The organism is Gracilimonas sp. (assembly GCF_017641085.1).
GTDB lineage: Bacteria > Bacteroidota > Rhodothermia > Balneolales > Balneolaceae > Gracilimonas.
Window position 1 is genome coordinate 597,014 of the sequence record NZ_JAEPPI010000002.1, and the last position, 20,701, is coordinate 617,714.

General features: G+C 43.0%; 17 protein-coding genes and 1 pseudogene. 9 read left to right on the forward strand and 9 right to left on the reverse strand.

The window, feature by feature from the left end; translation table 11 throughout:
• Positions 1 to 10 precede the first annotated feature (10 nt).
• Positions 11 to 580, reverse strand: coding sequence for an NUDIX hydrolase (locus JJ941_RS09680; protein WP_290964398.1), 570 nt, complete (start codon positions 578 to 580; stop codon positions 11 to 13).
• A 63-nt stretch (positions 581 to 643) separates the two neighbouring features.
• On the opposite strand from JJ941_RS09680, the gene JJ941_RS09685 reads away from it, so the two are divergent.
• The 3 genes from JJ941_RS09685 to JJ941_RS09695 all read left to right on the forward strand — a co-directional run bounded on the left by JJ941_RS09685 (position 644) and on the right by JJ941_RS09695 (position 5,354).
• Positions 644 to 1,237, forward strand: coding sequence for a CDP-alcohol phosphatidyltransferase family protein (locus JJ941_RS09685; protein ID WP_290964401.1), 594 nt, complete (start codon positions 644 to 646; stop codon positions 1,235 to 1,237).
• A gap of 11 nt (positions 1,238 to 1,248) precedes the next feature.
• A complete protein-coding gene (gene ftsY, locus JJ941_RS09690; RefSeq protein WP_290964404.1) occupies positions 1,249 to 2,202 on the forward strand; it encodes a signal recognition particle-docking protein FtsY in 954 nt (317 codons plus the stop codon).
• Between the two features lie 227 nt (positions 2,203 to 2,429).
• Positions 2,430 to 5,354 carry a CHAT domain-containing protein gene (locus tag JJ941_RS09695; protein WP_290964407.1) on the forward strand — a complete coding sequence of 975 codons (2,925 nt, stop codon included), beginning with the start codon at positions 2,430 to 2,432 and terminating at the stop codon, positions 5,352 to 5,354.
• Between the two features lie 154 nt (positions 5,355 to 5,508).
• Here JJ941_RS09695 and JJ941_RS09700 read toward each other — a convergent pair whose 3' ends face one another.
• On the reverse strand, positions 5,509 to 7,140 hold the full coding sequence (locus JJ941_RS09700) for a M28 family peptidase (protein ID WP_290964410.1): 1,632 nt from the start codon (positions 7,138 to 7,140) through the stop codon (positions 5,509 to 5,511).
• A 14-nt stretch (positions 7,141 to 7,154) separates the two neighbouring features.
• Positions 7,155 to 7,898 carry a segregation/condensation protein A gene (locus JJ941_RS09705; RefSeq protein WP_290964413.1) on the reverse strand — a complete coding sequence of 248 codons (744 nt, stop codon included), beginning with the start codon at positions 7,896 to 7,898 and terminating at the stop codon, positions 7,155 to 7,157.
• A gap of 97 nt (positions 7,899 to 7,995) precedes the next feature.
• Between JJ941_RS09705 and JJ941_RS09710 the strand changes: the two genes are divergently transcribed.
• Together JJ941_RS09710 and JJ941_RS09715 are read left to right on the forward strand one after the other, a co-directional pair.
• Complete coding sequence (locus JJ941_RS09710) at positions 7,996 to 8,541, forward strand: sigma-70 family RNA polymerase sigma factor (RefSeq protein ID WP_290964416.1); 546 nt, start codon at positions 7,996 to 7,998, stop codon at positions 8,539 to 8,541.
• A gap of 89 nt (positions 8,542 to 8,630) precedes the next feature.
• Positions 8,631 to 9,437 (forward strand): tetratricopeptide repeat protein, encoded by an 807-nt coding sequence (locus JJ941_RS09715; RefSeq protein ID WP_290964419.1) that lies wholly within the window; start codon positions 8,631 to 8,633, stop codon positions 9,435 to 9,437.
• A 10-nt stretch (positions 9,438 to 9,447) separates the two neighbouring features.
• Here the strand turns inward: JJ941_RS09715 and ppk1 are convergent, their stop codons facing one another.
• The gene (gene ppk1 / locus JJ941_RS09720) at positions 9,448 to 11,694 is read right to left on the reverse strand and encodes a polyphosphate kinase 1 (RefSeq protein WP_290964422.1); all 2,247 of its coding nucleotides are present in this window, start codon (positions 11,692 to 11,694) and stop codon (positions 9,448 to 9,450) included.
• A gap of 92 nt (positions 11,695 to 11,786) precedes the next feature.
• Between ppk1 and ruvB the strand changes: the two genes are divergently transcribed.
• The 4 genes and pseudogenes from ruvB to metK all read left to right on the forward strand — a co-directional run bounded on the left by ruvB (position 11,787) and on the right by metK (position 14,598).
• The gene (gene ruvB / locus JJ941_RS09725) at positions 11,787 to 12,800 is read left to right on the forward strand and encodes a Holliday junction branch migration DNA helicase RuvB (protein WP_255133875.1); all 1,014 of its coding nucleotides are present in this window, start codon (positions 11,787 to 11,789) and stop codon (positions 12,798 to 12,800) included.
• A 24-nt stretch (positions 12,801 to 12,824) separates the two neighbouring features.
• Positions 12,825 to 13,040, forward strand: coding sequence for an addiction module protein (locus JJ941_RS09730; protein ID WP_290964425.1), 216 nt, complete (start codon positions 12,825 to 12,827; stop codon positions 13,038 to 13,040).
• Positions 13,037 to 13,330 (forward strand): annotated as a pseudogene (locus tag JJ941_RS15310) (type II toxin-antitoxin system RelE/ParE family toxin). The gene JJ941_RS09730 and the pseudogene JJ941_RS15310 overlap by 4 nt, the downstream one beginning before the upstream one ends.
• Before the next feature lie 143 nt (positions 13,331 to 13,473).
• Positions 13,474 to 14,598 (forward strand): methionine adenosyltransferase, encoded by a 1,125-nt coding sequence (metK, locus tag JJ941_RS09735; RefSeq protein WP_290964427.1) that lies wholly within the window; start codon positions 13,474 to 13,476, stop codon positions 14,596 to 14,598.
• A 45-nt stretch (positions 14,599 to 14,643) separates the two neighbouring features.
• Here the strand turns inward: metK and JJ941_RS09740 are convergent, their stop codons facing one another.
• The 5 genes from JJ941_RS09740 to JJ941_RS09760 form a co-directional block, all read right to left on the reverse strand.
• Complete coding sequence (locus tag JJ941_RS09740; RefSeq protein ID WP_290964430.1) at positions 14,644 to 16,146, reverse strand: capsule assembly Wzi family protein; 1,503 nt, start codon at positions 16,144 to 16,146, stop codon at positions 14,644 to 14,646.
• Between the two features lie 133 nt (positions 16,147 to 16,279).
• Positions 16,280 to 17,248 carry a hypothetical protein gene (locus JJ941_RS09745; RefSeq protein WP_290964432.1) on the reverse strand — a complete coding sequence of 323 codons (969 nt, stop codon included), beginning with the start codon at positions 17,246 to 17,248 and terminating at the stop codon, positions 16,280 to 16,282.
• A gap of 10 nt (positions 17,249 to 17,258) precedes the next feature.
• The gene (locus JJ941_RS09750; RefSeq protein WP_290964434.1) at positions 17,259 to 18,092 is read right to left on the reverse strand and encodes a DUF1647 domain-containing protein; all 834 of its coding nucleotides are present in this window, start codon (positions 18,090 to 18,092) and stop codon (positions 17,259 to 17,261) included.
• Positions 18,093 to 18,102: 10 nt separating this feature from the next.
• Positions 18,103 to 19,734 carry a cyclic peptide export ABC transporter gene (locus JJ941_RS09755; RefSeq protein WP_290964437.1) on the reverse strand — a complete coding sequence of 544 codons (1,632 nt, stop codon included), beginning with the start codon at positions 19,732 to 19,734 and terminating at the stop codon, positions 18,103 to 18,105.
• A gap of 14 nt (positions 19,735 to 19,748) precedes the next feature.
• Entirely contained in the window at positions 19,749 to 20,645 is an 897-nt protein-coding gene (locus JJ941_RS09760; protein WP_290964440.1) for a Stealth CR1 domain-containing protein, read from the reverse strand.
• Between the last annotated feature and the right edge of the window lie 56 nt (positions 20,646 to 20,701).

Sequence of the window (20,701 nt, forward strand, 5' to 3'; positions counted from 1 at the left end):
GTTTTAGTTTTTAAGATAACTTGAAAGGCTCATTATTCTGCCACCACTGCCATGCCCTGAGTAAACAGATCACGGTTTTCCCATCGTTGATTTCTCCGGAGTGAACCATATTGACTGCTTCTTTGAAAGGAATACGCTGGCGGGTAACAAACTCATCCTCATCTACTTTCTGCGGAACCGGCTTCAGGTTCCAGGCCACATAGATATGGATGACTTCATCGGAATATCCGATGCCGGGGTAAAAGTGCCCGACGTAGGTGAAATCAGTTGTAGAAACGCCGGCTTCCTCCTCAAGTTCCCGCATAGCGGTAGTATCTTGCTGCTCTCCGGTATCAATTTTACCGGCAGGGACTTCCCAGAAAATCTGTTTCATGGGATATCTAAACTGGCGGATCATCATCAGGTCTCCGTTATCAAAAACTGGAACCACAGCACAGGCACCGGGATGTTTAATCCATTCCCGGGTAGAAGTCGAACCATCCGGCAGCCGGACTTCATCATAGAAAACGTGCAACAGCTTTCCGTTAAAAACTTCTTTCGATGTCAGGGTTTTCTCTACCAGTAATTTGTGCTCGTTCATGGTGGTTTTAGAGACTTAAGGACTGTAAATTTGGACAGGCAATATCGCAATTAAAAACAAGGTTTGGCTAATACAACCAAAAATATAGATGGCAAGAAAGTGGAGGTAACAGGACGGGTATTTACCTGGTCCAATACCATTTCGTTCAGCCGTATTTTAGTGGCCTTTCCGGTGGTATATTTACATTACCTGAATGATTTGCAGGTGAATACCGCTATTATGGTATTAATTGTATATGGAGTGATATCCGATTACCTGGATGGTTTTATTGCCCGAAAGACCGACACCATCTCAGAACTGGGCAAGATGATTGACCCGATTGCCGATAAACTGTGTGCTCTCGTTCTGTTCGTGTACACTGTGTGGATAGGGTGGATTCCCCTTTGGTTTTTGATATTTGCAGTAATCCGGGACAGTATGATCATGCTGGGCTCGTACTATATCAAAAAGAAATATAATAAGGTGGCCATGGCCATTATGTCCGGAAAAATTTCTGTGAACGTGTTAGCCTTGTACTGGATCGCTGTGTTTTTCTTTCCGGATGCCGGAAGCGTTCATATGTTTTTGATGGCATGTTCACTCACATTAATGATTATCTCCTGGATCGATTACTTTAATCGCTACCGCCTGATTATGAGCGGAGCAGAATTCAATTAGCTATTATTTATATGGGATTTCTTGAAAAATTAGGACTGAAGAAAAAAGAAAAGCTTGACGAAGGTGTTGAGAAAAGCCGCGATGGCCTGCTCAATAAAATCGGGAAGGCCTTTGTCGGGAAAGATAAAGTTGATGATGCCATTCTGGATGACCTCGAAGAAATCCTGATTACTTCGGACGTAGGGGTTAACACCACCATCGAAATTATTAAGAAAATTGAAGCCCGGGTTGCCAAAGATAAGTATGTAACGCAGGATGAGCTGCAGGCAATGCTCCGGGAAGAAATTGTACACCTGCTGGAAGACAATGCCCCTGATAAACCCGCAGAATTTGAAGCTGAATTCCCCATCAACCCACACGTTATTTTAGTGGTTGGGGTGAATGGAGTCGGGAAAACGACCACCATCGGAAAGCTGGCTCACCTATATAAAAAAGCAGGCAAAAAAGTGATTTTAGGAGCTGCAGATACCTTCCGTGCGGCGGCGGTCAATCAGCTTAAAATCTGGAGCGAACGAGCGGATGTTCCCATCATCCAGCAGGGCCAAAATGCAGACCCGGCTTCCGTTGCCTACGACACGGTTGCAGCAGCTAAAGCCCGGGGAAGTGATGTTGCTTTGATTGATACAGCCGGCCGGCTTCACAACAAAAAAGCACTGATGGAAGAACTCGCTAAAATAAAGCGGGTGATGGGGAAGGTGGTGGAAGGAGCTCCCCATGAAGTGATTTTAGTACTGGATGCTTCCACCGGACAGAATGCCATGCAGCAGGCAAAAGCGTTCACTGAAACGGTAGATATCACCGGGCTGGCTCTCACTAAATTAGATGGAACGGCTAAAGGAGGGATCGTAATCGGAGTATCGCACGAGCTTAGCGTTCCTGTTAAATATATCGGGCTGGGTGAGAAAATCGAAGACCTTCAGGTATTTGACCGGGCCGGTTTTGTGAATGCGCTGTTTGGGGAATAAAAAAAGCCACGTTTATCACGTGGCTATATCTTTATATATAAAGAGTTTTTAGCCTCCCCCTGTTTTACCTCCATCGTCTGGGTTATCGGTGCCGTCTCCGGGCTTGTCATCGTCCACGGCATTGTTTGCCCTATTGCTGCTCAACGTATCTTTCATTTTGTTTGATTATTTCTTGTTCATCGAAAAAAAACAATATATTGGCATTAATTGCAATAATGAGAGTGTACATGAAGACCGTTTACTTAACCGCTATTCTGATGGTATCGGGATTTATTCCGGGACTTAAGGCGCAAGATACCGCTTCAGATTCGCTGTACAATCAGGCCCATGATTTGTACCGGCAGGCCAAGTATGAGCAGGCGGCTGATCTGTTTAAGGAAGCATCTGAAAGTTACCTATCGGTTGGTGATTCTGCAGACTGGGCACTTTCCATTTTGAGACAAGGTGATGCTTTCTTGAATCAGGGTGAAGTAAGGAAAGGGGAGGAACTTTTTATATATGTAAGTGAACATCACCCAAGAAACGCGGAGCCCTCTTTAAAAGCCCAAATATTTAAAAATTTGGGGAGGGTGTACCGGCAGATGGAGCAATACGAGAAATCAACCGGGTTTTACCAAAAAAGTATTGACTTTGCGGCTGTCACTAAGGATTCATCCCTTATTGCGCAACTAAATAATAATATTTCCTACCCTTACCTGTACTCCGGAGATTATGAAAAGGCCTTTTCTTATCAGAAAAAAGCAAAAGAAATTTATGAGTCTATAGGAGAAGAGTATAATTTATCCTTTGTATTGAATGGCATGTTTCTGACGCTCAGAAATTTAGGACTCCATAAACAGGCTAATAAATACATCAGGCACAGTATGGATATAAGGGAAAGGAAGGGTAACCCAGACTTTATGGATGTTGCTTATCATAATATGGCCGTTAGTTTTAATGATATGGGGCAAACGGATAGTGCCATCATCTACTATGGAAAGTCACTGGAACTATCCCGCATGCTGGAGAACCCGTATGACATCACGCAGACGCTAATCAATATTGGTCAGCTTTATAAGCGCTCGGGTGAATATGATAATGCACTGGCTTATTTCAATGAGGCCCTTGAAACCAATTATCAGACTGAACGGCCACGTTCCATTGCCAACAACCTGAAAGAGCTGGCAGAAGTGGCCATTCTGAATGATGACCTGAATAACGCTGATAGTTTCTACCGGGAAGCACTGAACTGGATGAAAAAAGTGGATTCCCCTCAAGAGCTGGCTGAGCTTTATGTGGATATTGCCGGGTTAAAATTAAAGCAGGATAAGTTCGGCGAAGCCAAAGAGTATGTTGAGGAAGCAAAAGACATCTCCATGGGTAATTATGCTTTGCAGCAATCAAAGGCTCATACTGTACTTGCTGAAATTTACGAGGCACAAGGGGCATTCCGTAAAAGCGTGAATCAATACAGAAGGGCGTATACCTTGTATACCGGTCAAAGTATTTCTTCACAAATAGAGCCAACCATAAACCTTGCGGGGGCCTACAGTAAAATCGAATCGGACAGCGCCTTTACATTAGCCGACAAGGCTTTTGCTTTGATCGATACTGTCCGAACGAATGTGGCTGGACTTACTTTCAGATCAGGCTTTTTCCGGGATTATGCCGGGTTTTATAACGAGGTGGCTTCCTGGTATGTCACCCAAAAGAATGACCCGGAGAAGGCTTTTGACTTAGTTGAGGCTGCTAAAGCTCGTGTGCTGATGGATGAGTTAGCCGAGGCCCGTAAAAAAGTGTACGAAACGCTGGACGAAGCTACCCTGATCAAAAAGCAGCAGAAAGCTAAACAAATAGACCGGTTATACAGTCAGCTTGAACAAGCAGATTCAAAAGAGGGGGCTGCGGCAATCAGGGAAGAACTCAAAGATCTGGAATTCGAGTACCAATCTTTTCTGAACGAACTTCATTTAAACAGCAGAGAATTAAAGAATTTTGATTATCCGAGACCGGTAACCCTCGGCAAAGTACAGGAATTGCTGAATAAAGAAACGGCCGTTGTGGAGTATGCTTTTACCCACACCGGCATAATCAGGTTGGTGGTACAACGAGATAATATTTCTGCTTCCTATATAGATTCAGTGAGCTCAACGGATGCCCGGTCATTTTTTACAGAGCACGTGCGCCGTTTCCGCCAATCCATAACTGAATCAGAAGAGAAAAGCACGATATATGAGCAGGGTTCGAACTTGTATGATTATTTGATTCCGGCTTTTGAAGAAGTCGAAGGCCCGAAAACAGCAAACCTTGTTATCATTCCGGACGGTCCGTTGAGCTTCCTGCCCTTTGAAGCTTTAAGCAGAAACACCCGGTATCTGATCCAGGATTTCCAGGTTAAATACCTGCCCTCTGCATCCATTTATTCTTTTATACAACCTCCTCACCGGGATACGGAATATGACTTATTGGCTCTGGCCGGCTCCGGTTTTGAAAGTGAAGAAAGCGCAGCTTACCCGGCGCGTTCGCAGGCCTCATTTGCTTCATTGCCTTCAACTTTGCTGGAGGTGGATTCCATATCGGTGAATTTCAGTAAGGTTAAGGTTCTTAAGAATGATGATGTTACCGAAGCCACTTTGAAATCCCATAATCTGGGGAATTATCGAATCCTGCATTTTGCTACTCACGCCAATGTGGATGAAACCAATCCGTTTCGAAGCGGGCTCATACTTTCCAAAAAAGCTGAAGTGGAATCGTTATTTGGGGAAGACGGCCACCTGAATAGTCGCGAAATTTCCAGCCTGAAACTGAATGCCGATCTGGTAACGCTAAGCGCCTGTAATACCGGTATGGGTAAACTGGTGACTGGCGAGGGACTGCTGGGCTTACAGCGCTCATTTCTTTCCGCCGGAGCTTCATCGGTGATGGTAAGCTTATGGTCAGTTTTTGACCGAAGTACATCGGTGTTTATGTCGAACTTTTACAGCAGCATGTTAGCTCATCAGCAAGAGGATTACGGTATGTGGAATCAAACCCTGGATTGGTTTGGCATGTATGAACACCCGATGATTGATTACAAAACCAAAGCTATCCGAGATGCCAAACTGGCGATGATCGATCACCCTTATTACAACCACCCGGTGTACTGGGCTCCGTTTATTCTGATCGGTAAATAAAAAACGCTCCGACGTCGAGCGTGCGGAGCGTTTTTTTAAACTCAATATCTAACTTCGAACAAAAAAGGCTCAAGTTTGAAGTTCTCTTACCTTGCTCCAATCGCTCTGCGTTAGAGCAGAAAAGATCGAAGGTTGGTGTTGGATGTTCTTTGTTCTACCGAGGATCAACCTGTGTCTTTTCGATGAACTCCTGGTTGTCAACCTGTGGGCGATCCGGGGAGTTGGCTAAAAGAGCAGTAAGGTTATAAACGAGTTTTGTGCGCTTTAAATAAGGCTCGAATGTAATTTTTTCGATGTGATCCTGCGGGCGGTGATAATCTTCGTGCGTTCCGTTAAAGAAAAACACAAAAGGCACTCCAAGTCGCCCAAAGTTCCAGTGGTCACTTCTGCGATAAAACTGGTTTGGATCTTCAAGATCATTATATCGGTCGCTAAGTACCAGGTTTGGCCCCATCACATTGGCCATTTGAGTAAGGCTGTCCATTTGTGAGGAAATAATTTTCCCACCAATGATGTACACATAGCTGCTGTCACTGTTTTGGTGTTCAGGATCAACCCTTCCAATCATGTCAATGTTAATGTTCGCCACCGTATTCTCGATGGAGAAAATAGGGTGGTCGGAATAATAGCGGGAACCTAAGAGTCCTTTTTCCTCACCGGATACACTCAAAAATAAAACACTTCTTTTTGGCCCAACACCGGCGGCTTTTGCCTCAGCCATGGCTTGTGCGGTATGCAGCGTAGCTACGGTTCCACTTCCGTCGTCATCGGCGCCGTTGTAAATGTTATCTCCGGTTGAATCGGGCTGACCAACACCAACGTGATCGTAGTGTGCGCTAAGTACTACCACTTCATTCTTCAGCTCCGGGTCGCTTCCTTCCAGTAAAGCAACCACGTTTTTGGTATGAACCGTATTCTCATTCACAACAGGATTGTGGTATAACGTTTGTCCTTCCAAAGGCTTGGCTTGGAAAGAGGCAGGCTCTTCGAGAATTTTTCTTTGTGTTTCGGCTAAGGCCTCCAGGTTTTCAAGTCCAAGCATCCGGGCTCCCAGTTCAGGGTGAACACGGTTGAATGCCGGAGCCGTACTGCCATCATCTTCCTGCAAATACTTGAGGTTCAGTCCTTGTCCGCGCCCAAAATAATTCTGGCGTGTTTTTGCTTCCTGAAGAAAGTCGGTGGTGTCGGTTCCTACAATCAGGATGGTACCTACCGCGCCACCAGATGTAAGTGCTCTTTGCAAGTATTGCATGTTGGTGTTAGAGCGCTCATACAGCACAAACAACCATTTACCGGATACATCTTCCGGAAAGTGATTGATGCCTTCCGCTTCGTTATACATGCCGGCGCCTGCAAAAACAACAGGCCCGCTTACGGTGTCACTACCGCCAAAAAGCGTAACAAAGTTTCCGATTTCTTGTGCGTTATGAGTTGAATTGTCAACTACTTCATCACCATCAGCAAGGCGGTAGGTAACCTCTTCAACGGCAGGTTGGGTAAGTTCGTAGTGTTGAAAATAGGAGTTATCGTCACCTACAGGTTTCAGTCCTATTTCCGCATATCGCTTGGACAAATAGCGTGCGGCTTTTTCTTCACCAATGGTTCCGGTTTCCCTTCCCTGAAGAGAGTCGTGGGCCAATACGGCCAGGTCGTTGTATAAGCGATCTTTGGTGATTTCTTCAGAAAACGAATAAATGGTTGGAGGAGGTGTGTCAGGTCCTTTCTTGAAAATACTGCATGCAGAAAGGGATAATGCGAGTAAAAAAAGTAGTGCTTTATTAGTCATTAAGGTAATCAGGTTTAGTTAGCGCCGATGATTTCATCCACCGGCTTTAGGTCGATATAAAATTTCGTAGGGTCTTCTTCGAGAAACAGGTTGATTTGTTGCTCCTTAATCATTTCCAGAACTGCCAGGAAAGTCACAACCACATAGATTTTGTTCTTCAGGGTTGAACAGATTTCCATAAAGGTTTGCCGGCCGTGCTCTTGTAAGCGGTTCAGTACAAATTCGGCTTGTTCTTCAACGGTAGTGCTTACTTTTTCAACGTGGTGAACAATGTTCTTTCGCTCAATATCCTGTAGTACTTTTTTGAAGGCGGCGATCAGGTCAAACATAGTTACGTCCTGCAAAGCTTCTCCGGTGGCCTGTTGTTCCACATCGTCGGCTTCCGGGTATCCGCGCATAAACTGTTTGCGGACTTCTTCGTCCATGTCGGCCATTTTTTCCGACATTTCCTTGTATCGTTTGTATTCCAGCAGCCGTTGCACCAGTTCATATCGCGGATCAGACTCATCCATTTCTTCATCGTCAGAGTCTTCCCGAGGGAGCATCATTTTGGCTTTGATTGACATCAGCATACTGGCCATCAAAATAAATTCACTGGCTACATCCAGGTCCAGTTCTTCCAGCATATGAATGTAATCCAGGAATTGCTTGGTGATGTAGGAGATAGGGATATTGTAAATATCGAGTTCGTCCTTTTTGATAAAGAAAAGGAGCAGGTCGAGCGGGCCTTCAAAGTTGTTGAGCTGTACGCGATACATACCTTAAAACTACACTGTTAGAAACTAAATTTCTTTATTTTCTTTTGGTTGGTGAATGTTATTTTAGCATTCACTTAATTTAGGCAAAAATAAGGGCATGGATTATTCGAAATTTGTAGATGCCATACTGGAAAACAATGAGGCTGCAATCACGGAACAGGTGAATGTAATCACTCCGGTGCTTATTAAGTTTTTGATGGTACGCCTGGATGCCACAGTTCATGATGCTCAGGACTGCGCACAAAATACGCTCCTGATTGCCATAGAAAAAATTCGCGAAGACAAGATTTCGAACCCGGATGCGGTAATAAACTACCTGTTTACCACGGCCAAACACGAGTATTTTAAGCAGCTTTCCAAAGACCGTGAGGTCAATTATGAGGACCTTCCCGAGCACCATTCAGACAAGGCCGATCAGCTTAACCGATTGCTCGATAATGAGAAAATGAACATCCTGAAACGCTGTATGGAGTCGTTAAAGGCTGATTATAAAAAATACATTGAATATTGGTTTCAGAATCCTGACTACGAAACTTCGGTGGTTGCCGATCATTTTAATATCTCTGTGAACAATGCCTGGACCAAGAAACACCGGGTGATAAATGTGCTCAAAGAATGCTTCGAAAAAAAAATTAAACTTTAACTGTAAGGAATTGCTTTTTCATCGCTCTAACTATGTGAGATCAGAATGTATTTATAGAATACATTCTGAAGTAATAGAAAAGCTTTAGTATGGAAAATTCGAGAGAAACAGAAATTAGACAGCAGATAGATGCCTACATAAAAGGGCAACTTTCGGAGGAAGAGATTCAGGCTCTGTGGAATGAGTTCGCGAAAAACCCGGAACTGTTGGATGTTCTTGAAGTTGAGGTAAACGTAAAAGAACTGATTGAACGTGAAGCATTAAACTCAAAACCGGATTCAGGGTCGGCTACCATCAGGAAACTTCCTTCTTACACCTGGCATGTAGCGGCAGCGGCCGTTTTTGTGATCATTGCTTTGGTGCAAATATTCAGGATAGAAACTCCAACTCAGATCGACCAGTTTGTAATTAATCAAATCGGACCCGATCAGGTGGAAACGTCAGATGGTGTTCGGGCTAAAGACATGCGCATTACCACAGCAGATTCTCTCCTGAACCTCGGCTTTGAAGCCATCGTCTCAGGAAACGAAGACCGCGCACTTGAGCTGTTTGATGAGGTTATAAACCGATTTGATGAAGAGCCCTATGGATCGAAAGCATATCTCAATAAAGGGATTATACTTTACAACGAATCTAATTACGAAGAGGCAATCTCTGCATTCCGGGAAGCGGCAGAACGGGTTGAAGACAGCCGCATGATTCTCGAAAAAGCGTATTGGTATATGGGCAATGCCCTTGTGAATGTAGGAGAACTCGAGGAAGCTCAAAAAGCAGTATTCGAAGCCTATCAACTGGATGGCATGTTTCGTCAGCCGGCTTTCCGTTTGCTGAAGAAGCTTAACGACGACCTTGGCAGTTCAGACTACGAAGGCTTTGATGCCCAGCAGTTAGAGTAATTTCCAGCAATTACTCACTGTGTACCTGAGGAATAGGTTCGGCTCCTTCCTTCATATGATTCATCAGGAAATCATGAGCACTCAGCTTGGAATCGCCTTTTTCTTTTTGAGCCCGCTGATAGCTTCCGTCTTCCATTAATAGCCATCGCTGCTTGTTATCATTAAAATAGATATTGATCACAAACTGCAGGTATTTTTTTAACTCGGTTTTCTCGATAGGGGTAATGGCTTCCACACGGGCATCCAGGTTGCGGTGCATCCAGTCAGCTGAACCGATAAAGTACTTATGCTCCCCACCATGGTGGAAATAGTAGACACGGGAATGCTCCAGGTACCGTCCAATGATAGAGTGTACGGTTATGTTCTCACTCATTCCTGCTTTACCCGGAACAAGTCGGCAGACTCCACGGACAATCAGATCTATTTTAACCCCAATCTGAGAGGCTTCATACAGCTTTTGGATAATCATCGGGTCTTCCAGACTGTTCATTTTGGCGATGATACGAGCAGGATTCCCTTTCCGTGCTTCTTTCACCTCTTTTTCAATCAGTTCGTTCATCTGCTTACGCATATGGTTGGGAGCAACCAATAACTTTTCAAAAGTTTGTTCGGGAGCGTAGCCTGTTAGCAGGTTGAAGATGTCGGTAACATCGGAACAGAGTTTTTCATCACAGGTGAAAAGAGCCAGATCTTCATAGAGTTGAGCCGTGTCAGGGTGGTAGTTCCCGGTTCCGATGTGGCAATAGGTTCTGAGGCCGTCGCTTTCTTCACGAACAACCATGGTGAGCTTGGTGTGAATTTTTAACCCGGGAATGCCATAGGCCACGTGCACACCAAAGTTCTCCAGCTTTTGTGCCCAATTGATGTTTCGTTCTTCATCAAACCGGGCTTTAATTTCAACCAATACAGCAACCTGTTTTCCCTCCTCAGCGGCATTCATCAGGGAGTGCATTAATGGAGAGTCTTTCGAGGTTCTGTATAAAGTTTGTTTTATGGCAAGTACTTTGGGGTCTCGTGCTGCCTCTTCTACAAACCGCTGCGTTGAAAGTTCAAAACTGTGGTAGGGATGGTGTACCATAAAATCACCTTTCTTGATGACCTCAAAAATGCTAGGGATCTCTTCTTCAGGGTTATGTTTGAGGGAAGGATGTAAAACCGGAGTCCATACCCGCTCTTTAAGTCTGTTGAACCCACTGAGCTTGGCTATTTCCATAGAATCAGCCAGACCGATCGTTCCTTTCATCTCATACACATCCTGCCAGTTGATGTTCAGGTTTTTGATGAGATATTTTTTCAGATGTTTGGGCATCTCGGCATCAATTTCGAGCCGCACAATTTCGGCAAACTTTCGTTCTCTCAGCTCATCCTCAATGGTCTCAAGCAGATCTTCGGCTTCTTCCTCATTGCGGTCAACAGAGGCATTCCGGGTTACCCGAAACATGTGCGCGGAAAGCACCTTCATTCCCGGGAAAAAATGATCCATTTTCTCGCGGATGATATCCTCGATAGGCACAAGAATCACCTTGTTTCCTTTTCGGTGCACCTGCACAAAACGATTCCTGTTAGCAGGAATCTTAAGTCGGGCAAACGATTTTTCTTTGGTTCTGGGGTTTACCAACTCGATAGCAAAAGAGAGGCTCTTGTTCGAGATGAATGGAAAGGGGTGGGATTCATCAACCGCCAGCGGGGTAACGATTGGGTAAACCTGTTTTTGAAAATACCGGTCGCTTACGCTTTGCTGATAGTCGGTGAGGTCGGAATAGGATTTTATCTGAATACCTTTCTGGGAAAGTTTGGGAACGAGATCCTCAAAAAAACAGCTCCGATAAGCTTCAATCATATTCTGTACTTCATGCCGAACCGATTTAAGCTGATCGGAAGGGGTCATGCCATCTACTGATAATTCTTTGACTCCGGCCAGCAACTGTCGTTTGAGTCCACCTACCCGCTTTTGGAAAAACTCATCAAGGTTAGAGCAGACGATAGAAAGAAACTTTACCCGCTCCAGGATTTTATTCTTGTCATTTTGGGCTTCGGCCAGCACACGCTCGTTGAATTTTAGCCAGCTCAACTCGTAATTGAAAAAGTAATCGCTCCCGAAAATTTTCAGGTTGCTGGATCGCAAATCCTTATGCATACCTTTCTGTTTAAGGATTTCGTTCTTTTTGGGATTGGCCCTTTTCTTGGCAATCTTCGATTTTTCTGTAACCGATGGGTCGAAGTTAACTTCATCGGGCGATAAGGACGTCTTTTTCATAAAGGGCATTCATTAATTAGCATGCGCAATTCGCTATAAAACTAAGTATAATTCTGTAAACTTAGCGTTAACAATTAGACTATCTCTATAACGTGAATAATCCACTATTAAATCCTGAAGAAAAAGAAGAAGCATTTGAACAGACGGTTCGTCCGGGATCGCTTCAGGAATTTATTGGCCAGAAAAAGGCCATTTCTAATCTTTCAGTTTTTATAAAGGCAGCTAAACAGCGGGGCGATGCGCTGGATCACGTCATTCTTTCTGGTCCACCGGGGCTGGGAAAAACCACGCTTTCCTATATTATTGCGAATGAAATGGGTGTCAAAATTCGCCCCACCACTGGACCAGTACTTGAAAAGCCGGGAGATCTGGCAGGCATGCTCACGAATCTGGATGAAGGGGATGTGCTTTTCATTGATGAAATTCACCGGCTGAACCCGGTGATCGAAGAATATTTGTATTCAGCTATGGAAGACTATAAGCTGGATATAGTGATTGACTCCGGGCCCAACGCACGCAGTATTCAGATTGAGCTAAACCATTTTACACTGGTTGGGGCAACAACCCGTAAAGGACTGTTGACGGCCCCACTCCGCGCACGTTTCGGTATCGACATGCGACTGGATTATTACGATGTAGAATTGCTTCAGCGAATTGCCCTCCGAACGGCAGACATTATGGGGATGGGAATAACCGAAGCCGGCGCTCATGAAATTGCCCGAAGAAGCCGCGGAACTCCACGTATCGTCAATAAGCTGCTCCGCCGCACCCGGGATTTTGCGCAGGTGGAAAGTTTGGATACCATAGACGACAAAATTGCAGATAAAGCCCTCAACGCTCTTGATGTAGATAACAACGGACTGGATGAAATGGACATCCGGATTCTGAAAGCAATCATCGAAAATTACGATGGAGGTCCGGTCGGTTTAAGTACGCTGGGCGTAGCCGTTGGAGAGGATAAAGGTACGATTGAAGAGGTATATGAACCTTTCCTGATTAAAGAAGGTTTTTTGCAACGAACCCCCAAAGGCCGGATTGGCACGAAGAAAGCGTATCAGTATTTGAATGTTGATCCTTCTAAGACCGACCGTGATTTGTTTAATTAGTGCATTCTGTTAAATTCTTGCATCATGGGTAATCAAATCGTTATAGAACACCTTACACAGAAAGAAAAGCTTCTGCTAATGGAAGATCTATGGAAAGATATTAGTAAAGAAGCTGATTATACTCCTCCTGTTTGGCATAAGAATGTGTTGGATAATAGAGAGCAGGCGCTTAAAGAGGGAAAAGATTCATTTACAGATTGGAAGAAAGCCAAAGAGGACATTAGAAGACAGATATCATGAAGATTCTGATTCTGGATTCAGCCAAATCAGACTTAGTAAATGGGTTTTACTTCTATGAAAGTCAGGAACAGGGCCTGGGAGACTACTTTCTTGATGCCCTTTATTAAGACATAGATTCACTAATGTTATATGCCGGAGTACATCCCAAAAAGTTTGGAAGTTACCATTGCATGTTTGCTAAGCGGTTCCCATTTGCGATTTACTATAAAATGAATGAGGACTTAGTATATGTTCACGCCATACTTGATTGTAGAAGAGATCCTGGAATGATATCCGAGAGGCTTGAGTAGAAAAAGAAATGAAAGTCGATATACATAGCTTTTTTCTCGTCAAATCTTTTTAACTTTGCAGCCTTTGTGAAGCGGGGAGATTCCCAAACATCACATTTTCCTAACCGAAAGCACCTTATTATTTCAAAGAATTTAGTTTACGCATGAAAAATCTTTTTACCTCTGAGTCTGTATCCGAAGGACATCCGGATAAAGTAGCCGATCAAATTTCAGACGCCATTTTAGATGCTCTCCTCGCTGACGACCCTGAATCCCGTGTTGCTGTTGAAACCCTTGTGACCACCGGCTTGGCTGTGGTTTCCGGTGAGGTGACCACTGAGTCATATATTGATGTGCAGGAAATTGTAAGGGAGGTAATACGTGAAATTGGGTACACTAAAGCTTCCTACCGATTTGATTCAGAGAGTTGTGGTGTGCTTTCCACCATCCATAATCAAAGTCCTGATATCGCCCAGGGGGTAGATAGAGACGGAGCCGGTGATCAGGGCATGATGTTTGGTTATGCGACTAAAGAAACCCCGGAGTTTATGCCCATGCCGCTCCAGTACTCACACAACTTGCTGAAGGAACTGGCAAAAATCCGTAAACAAACGGATAAGATGAATTACCTGGGTCCGGACAGTAAAAGCCAGGTTACCATTGAGTATGACGAAAACGGAAAGCCGGCCCGCATTCATACGATTGTACTTTCAACCCAGCATGATGCGGGTGTGGAGCAGGCTCAGATTCAGTCCGACATTAAAAAACACCTGATTGGGAATGTAATACCCGTGGAGTTGGTGGATGATCAAACGATTTATCATGTAAACCCAACCGGGAAGTTTGTAATTGGAGGTCCGCACGGTGATACTGGCTTGACTGGCCGAAAAATCATCGTGGATACCTATGGCGGACGAGGAGCCCATGGCGGCGGGGCTTTTTCCGGGAAAGATCCATCGAAGGTGGATCGTAGTGCAGCCTATGCATCCCGGCATATCGCCAAAAACATTGTAGCTGCCGGCCTGGCTGAAGAATGTCTTGTACAGCTTGCCTATGCCATCGGCGTGGTTGAGCCGGTATCCATAAATGTACACACCTACGGTACCGGTAAAATGAGCGATGTTGAACTGGCCGATAAAGTAGCCAAAACCTTTGACTGCACTCCACAAGGGATTATCAAACGCTTCAACCTTAAAAGCCCAATCTACCGTAAAACAGCCGCCTACGGACACTTCGGAAGAGAAGAATTCCCCTGGGAGAAGCTGGATTTTGTGGATGAGTTGGGGTGATTTAAAGATCTTATTTTATACACTGCTTCTTAGGTCATTCACTATTTAGAAATGATATCTAAATGCGACCTTCGAGTGTATATTTACTTTTAAAATAGGGTCTTGATACAGGTAGTTATTTCTAATCCCGGTAAAAAAGGCAGCATTAAATGTAAGCTTGTTGAATTGTTTGCTGGTGTATTGAAAGCCTACGTGATGTTCCAGATCAAAGGGTCTTTTCTGATCTCCAGCCACCTGAGTTAAAAAGTAATCATCGTTAAATCGGGTGCGCTGATATTCCAGGGATAAAGAGGTTTCTTCCCAGAAGTAAGTAAGTCTTATTTCATCTGAATTCCCACCGGGCCCTATCGACGCCCCAATAATTTGACCGTTCTTGGTGTACCCTTGCTTATTTACTCCATGAGTGTAGAAAGAAGGCGCACCATATCCGGCAGTATATCGGAGATCCCAAGCAGCAAGAGCCGAGTGCTCAAAGAGTAAGCGAAATCTGTTATCATTGGATAGGGTAAATTCTTTCCAAAATCCTATAGTGAATGCACCGTAATCATCTGGATGCTCGAGGAAGTTTGAAATTCCGGCAGCGAAATCACCCCATCCCCATTCCCAGTATAAACTGAAACGGTCATCAGTGTTTAAATACTTCAAAGAAAGGGTCATCATTTGATCATAGACATCATTGGCGAAATACCGGCCATTTATGGTCTTGCCTTTATCGGGAGATATCACACCAGAAAAAACGGCTAACCCATTATCAAAGAAACCAGTGAGATATCGGGTTTGAGTATATAATACACGGTGAACGGTTACAGAAAATTCTTTAAAGAAATGAGGGCTGTATCCTAAAGTAATCCCCGTTAAATATCGTTGGTCATCTTCAGGGTCGTCATTATAGTATTCAGACTCATCAATTAACCCCCAAATAATTTGGCCATCAATGTCACCTATAGAGGTTTCCAAAACTTCACTGGTTCCAATCCTGAAGTGAGGAAAGCCACCTGCGTTAGTGCTCATAAGAATGGGGTTATAAATAGCAGGACCCCAGCGCATATTTTGGGTGGACAGTGAAAACTTTATTTTATTAAGAGACAGTGCAACTTCGCTTTGACCAGGATAGAGTTTTACATCTGAACTTTCTCCGTATCTAATTACATAATCAATGTCATCAAAAGGATACTGGTATGGATTATTACGACTAGTGTATTGCACACCGGTATTAAATGGGAGGTTCTGGTTGTATTGAATGATAGGGTTAAAAACGTAAGTGAGATTTCCCCACCTTCCGGAAAAACCAAAAGCTGTAGTAAAATTCACTCCTTTACCTTGCCAGGCAGGACCATCGTTCAAGCCTCTGGCATATTCAGAATTATAAACGGTGTTTGTGTAAAATGGCAAAACATTGAAATAGCCTTTGATATCATCAGTACAAGCAATCGAAGGGAAAAAGCTTATGTGGTCATCGTAGCAGGAGTTTTCGTAATTATCGAGCAGGTCTTGTTGGTCAAGAATAATTGTCTGAGCTGAAACACCGGAAAGTAATGTAAGGGACAAAAATATCGTGAATAGGTACGTAGTAGTTTTTAGTACTCGATATTTGGTTGAATAGTTGTTTGACATATGAGTTTCGAAAAATGTTTAAGTCAGGTTAGAATGATAGCCCGTTTATATCAATATTAAAGAGTAGTTACCCTGATTTGTTGTCTTGGAAGTTTAACCATCTCTCTTCAAAGTATTTAATGCCAATGGTGTTATTACGGTCTTCGTTTTTAGGTTTGTTCCAGTTATTGATTTTAGCAAGGCTGCTGGAACTGAAATCCTGGCGCTTAAAAAAAGGTGAATAACAAAATCTATGCATTGGGAATACAATTTTTGGGACCAATGCGTGTGCACTTATCCAAACATCATCCACAAACCTTAACGCTTTCGGAGCTGAGGAATAATCCTGAAGTTCATTTAAATTGAAAAACTCGGGTTTTAAAAGATAACCAGAATACCCTTGTATAACATCTATGGGATATGGCTTATTTACTCGAGTTCCGGGTATCGGGGTGGGTGGAATTTTAAAGATATTTGACTTCAGGGTGGTCGGTTTGTCGATGAGATCATCGGGTACTCTCCATCCACTGGCAGCTAATATTTTTTCAGGATGATGGCGGGAAGCCTGTTCAAACTGTTCCACATAATTGGGCGGATAGATGTTGTCATCATCCACTACTAAAATATGCTGTTTTTCCGGAAACTGAGCCAATGCGTGAATAAATTTTGTGGCCGGCCCGTAATCCACCTCAACCCGGTGAATGTGAATGTTACTCAACTCATTTAAATGAGTAGGAACGTTATAAGGCTTATTATTTCTGAAACTCCGATATGGGAGATAAATATTAATGCTTGCCGGTTTCGTGTTTTGATACAACAAACTTTTCAGAGTAAGATCCAGCTTATCAATTCTTTCCGGAATGGTAGTAAAGGAAATTACGATGTCATTACTTTTGGAAAGATCGGAGTGATAGCGGTCCCATTCCTTTAGTGACTTTGAGTTCAACCTGATGAAATGCACAAAGTCTTTTATCAGGTTTTTTCCTGACAGATAGTTGTAGATCCATACTGATAATCCCATCAAGGCAAAAACCACTAAAATCGGTATGTATATCATGCCATCCATATCAGAAAAGGCGGTTAATGAGCATATCAATTTGGCGGACTACCTTGAAGTAAGGAATGGTTAGTACGTTCAGGCTTTCGGGAATACTTGGTGAAACGAAATTTCTGACGCTAATAAATGAAGTCGGATTCCATGAACTGATGTCAACTTCGTCATCTGTGAGGGTGAGGTTATCCTTTTCAGCGGCTTCCATTAGTAAAATGGAAAGCAGGGATTGATCATCACGATGATTGCTTCGATTAGCGCCTTCCGGCTTAATGCACTCTTTAATTAATGCCAACTCTCTCCACTTTTCAATAACCTCTTTAATCACTTTATTGGAATGCGAAAACCCACAGGTATTACCGGCACGATTACGTTTCCCGTACCAATGCTGAGGAACGTTCATGTAATCTAAGGTCTCCTGAACCGTCCACTCATCAAGCGTACCCGAACCGCTGAACGGGACATAACTGCCGGTTTCAGATATCACATTCCATATCGACTTCAGGTTCTTGAGGATAATATTGGCACTATCGAGCCACAGGATATTTGCTTCTTTTTGATTAATAACCTCTTGTATAATGATTGGCTTCCAGGAATAAGTTTTGTATTTCAGTTTCACGAACTCAGGATAGTTCTCAAAACCAAACTTATGAGAGATGAAATTATGACTGCTTTTTGATTGTAGTTCTTTCAGATAGACTCTCTGTTCGCTATTCAAGCCGATGTCATAAAATATAAATCCACTGTTATTAAACTCTTCTGTTTGAATGTAAGAATGGTAGAGTTGAAGGAAACTCCGGAAGTATCTTTCATCTGCAGCAGAAATAATATAGTTAGGATTCGTCCCCAAGGCTTATGTTCTATTTAGTAACGAGTGAGTCTTTTGCTGCAATTTTCCCATCTTGCATTTTCACCACACGATCCGCGGTATCAAAATACCGGTCATCATGAGTAATTACGATAACGGTTTTCCCTTTTTCGATAAGGAAGGGAATAATCTTGTTATAGAAGATAGTCTTGAAGTGAGGGTCCTGATGAGCAGCCCATTCATCCAGTAGATATATATCTTTATCCTCGAGTATGGCCTGAATTAATGAGAGCCTTTTACGTTGGCCGTCCGAAAGCTTTTTTGTGGTGAATCTGTTTTCAACGATAGAAACTTTATCAGTTAGTTCCAGCAATTCAATCAAATAGTCACCTTCTCTGTCAACTTTTCCTACAGAGATATGATGAAGGTGATCAAATACATAGGAATCTGAAAAAACGGTAGCAAAATGTGAACGGTAGTGTTTCAGGTTTCGGTCGTTAACAGGCTGACCATAATACTTAAGATTGCCACCCACCGGTTTATATAAGCCTGTAATAATTTTTGCAAGAGTGGTTTTACCGGAACCGTTTCCCCCTACAAGAAAGATTACTTCACCTTGATTAATTTTTAAGTCAATCGGCCCAAGCTCAAATACTTTCCCTCCATCATCATTGAGATACTGATGTACTACTGCTTCTAACTCAATTTGGGGTAGCCCGGTTTTTGTGTCATCTAATGTAATTTCATTTATAGAGCCATCGGTATTTTCCATAGTGAGGCCAATCGATTCTATTTGCTCCAGTGCGGTTTCGATACGTTTCAAATTGCTTAAAAAACCACTTGCAGTGGATAAAGGGGCCAGCGTAAACAAAACGAGTGTCAGGTAACGCCCAAAAAACTCCAGATCAACAAAACCGGTTTTATATATAGCGATTATCATTCCCCCCAAACCCATAAGCAATACGATATCCGTCATACGATTGGAAAAAGAAGCGATAACATTTTCTTTCAGGGCATGCAGGTTCTGTATCCTGCTCGTAGGAATAATCTCCTTATTCAGGTAAGATTCTTTGAAATCTTTATTCAAAGTGAGTTCTTTTATTCCAAATACTAAGCCTTCAAAATGCTGGTACAAATCGTTGAGTTGTTCACGGGCCAGGTCAGAATATTTTTTAACGAATGGTAAGGTGACTTTCGTAAATAGAAAGACCAGGGCGAATAGTACAATTGTTGCAACGGTAAGGATTGGAGAATAAAACACAAGGTAGGCTACAATCCCCAAAACAGTAGCGATACCGGTTGTTACACCGGGGAGTCTGTCAAGCGAGTAGGCAATTGTTTTGATGTCTTCCGTAAGTATTGCCAGAAGCTTCGGCTGTTTTTTTTCAACCGATTCAAAAGAAGCTTTCAGGATTTTGCGGGAGAGATCTTCACGAAGTTTATGGACAATCGATTGGATGAGTTTTGATACTGAGTAAGAAGCTATGAAGGCAAAAATCATATACCCCAAAGCAAATAAACCGAAATTCCACAGAAACTGATCTAAGGTGAAATCAGCAGACGTAACCGCCTGATGTATTGTTTTAATTAAAAAAGTTGAACACAGTCCCGTCAATGCACTGGATATACTGGATACCAGAAATATGGGCATTGAGGATTTTATAAGTAAAGCGATAAACCGCATAAGCAGGGCGTGTACTAATCAGTTAATTCAAACGAAGAAGGTGCCGGATACTTCTGTTCCAAAAAATCTTTCACCAGCTCCACAACCTTTGGATTCGGGTTCCCGCGGAGGTCATCATTCAAGCAATAAAATTCCGGGCTGTTTCTTCTCATTTTATCAAAGAAAGATTGTTGTTTGCTGAAATTGTTGGTCAATTTATGAAATCTGAAGATTTTAATTAGTTCGGTAATCCATACAGGGTCCGATTCATCTCGGTGATGTTTCAGCATGTGGTACCGATATAACTTCAAAGGAAATAAATCGCGGTCATTCCGAAATTTATGCTGACGCGTGTTCTCGGTTTTGTCGGGAAATACCGAGAAGGCTTCTTCCCAGTATTTCTTATTTATCAGAATAGGCTGATGTTCAATGATGCCCAATCCGACAATATCTCTGTATCCGTCATGGATTCTCCATTTCAGATTCTCTCCAAAAAAGGTGTTGTACACTCGATACTTATGATCCTTATAAAATGATTGCAGGCTAACGGGGGCTCCAAACAAAAAATCGTCGTTCATGTAGAGAAAATTCTTGCTTAATCCGGGAATATTATGAAGAAAACTTTCAATAACATTTGAGTTAAACGTAGGGAGATATTTATCCGGAATTACCTGGTCGTGATGTACCAGCTCTATTCGTTCATTACTTACATCAAGCCATTCGGGTACCTGTGGTCTTGCCGTTAAAATGTATATCTTGTTAAATCTGTTAAAGTACTTTTCGAGTGAACGCAGGCTAAAACGGATCATTTGAAAGGTGTCACGATAGCGCTCAGGATTGGTATCTTTTTTTTTGGATGCATAGGCATCACGGGTCTTTGCATACTCTTGATCTGATCCGTTGACCCACGTGTAAACTACATCAAAATTCATTCAGTGATTATAAGGAGGACTTTTTGTTAAACCCCATAAGTTACCATTTCAGACGA

What these genes read in the sequence shown, in the direction of transcription:
- JJ941_RS09680 (WP_290964398.1), bottom strand. Translation starts at nt 580, where the DNA reads ATGAACGAGCACAAATTACTGGTAGAGAAAACCCTGACATCGAAAGAA.
- ftsY (WP_290964404.1), top strand. Translation starts at nt 1,249, where the DNA reads ATGGGATTTCTTGAAAAATTAGGACTGAAGAAAAAAGAAAAGCTTGAC.
- JJ941_RS09695 (WP_290964407.1), top strand. Translation starts at nt 2,430, where the DNA reads ATGAAGACCGTTTACTTAACCGCTATTCTGATGGTATCGGGATTTATT.
- JJ941_RS09700 (WP_290964410.1), bottom strand. Translation starts at nt 7,140, where the DNA reads ATGACTAATAAAGCACTACTTTTTTTACTCGCATTATCCCTTTCTGCA.
- JJ941_RS09705 (WP_290964413.1), bottom strand. Translation starts at nt 7,898, where the DNA reads ATGTATCGCGTACAGCTCAACAACTTTGAAGGCCCGCTCGACCTGCTC.
- JJ941_RS09710 (WP_290964416.1), top strand. Translation starts at nt 7,996, where the DNA reads ATGGATTATTCGAAATTTGTAGATGCCATACTGGAAAACAATGAGGCT.
- JJ941_RS09715 (WP_290964419.1), top strand. Translation starts at nt 8,631, where the DNA reads ATGGAAAATTCGAGAGAAACAGAAATTAGACAGCAGATAGATGCCTAC.
- ppk1 (WP_290964422.1), bottom strand. Translation starts at nt 11,694, where the DNA reads ATGAAAAAGACGTCCTTATCGCCCGATGAAGTTAACTTCGACCCATCG.
- JJ941_RS09730 (WP_290964425.1), top strand. Translation starts at nt 12,825, where the DNA reads ATGGGTAATCAAATCGTTATAGAACACCTTACACAGAAAGAAAAGCTT.
- metK (WP_290964427.1), top strand. Translation starts at nt 13,474, where the DNA reads ATGAAAAATCTTTTTACCTCTGAGTCTGTATCCGAAGGACATCCGGAT.
- JJ941_RS09745 (WP_290964432.1), bottom strand. Translation starts at nt 17,248, where the DNA reads ATGATATACATACCGATTTTAGTGGTTTTTGCCTTGATGGGATTATCA.
- JJ941_RS09755 (WP_290964437.1), bottom strand. Translation starts at nt 19,734, where the DNA reads ATGCGGTTTATCGCTTTACTTATAAAATCCTCAATGCCCATATTTCTG.
- JJ941_RS09760 (WP_290964440.1), bottom strand. Translation starts at nt 20,645, where the DNA reads ATGAATTTTGATGTAGTTTACACGTGGGTCAACGGATCAGATCAAGAG.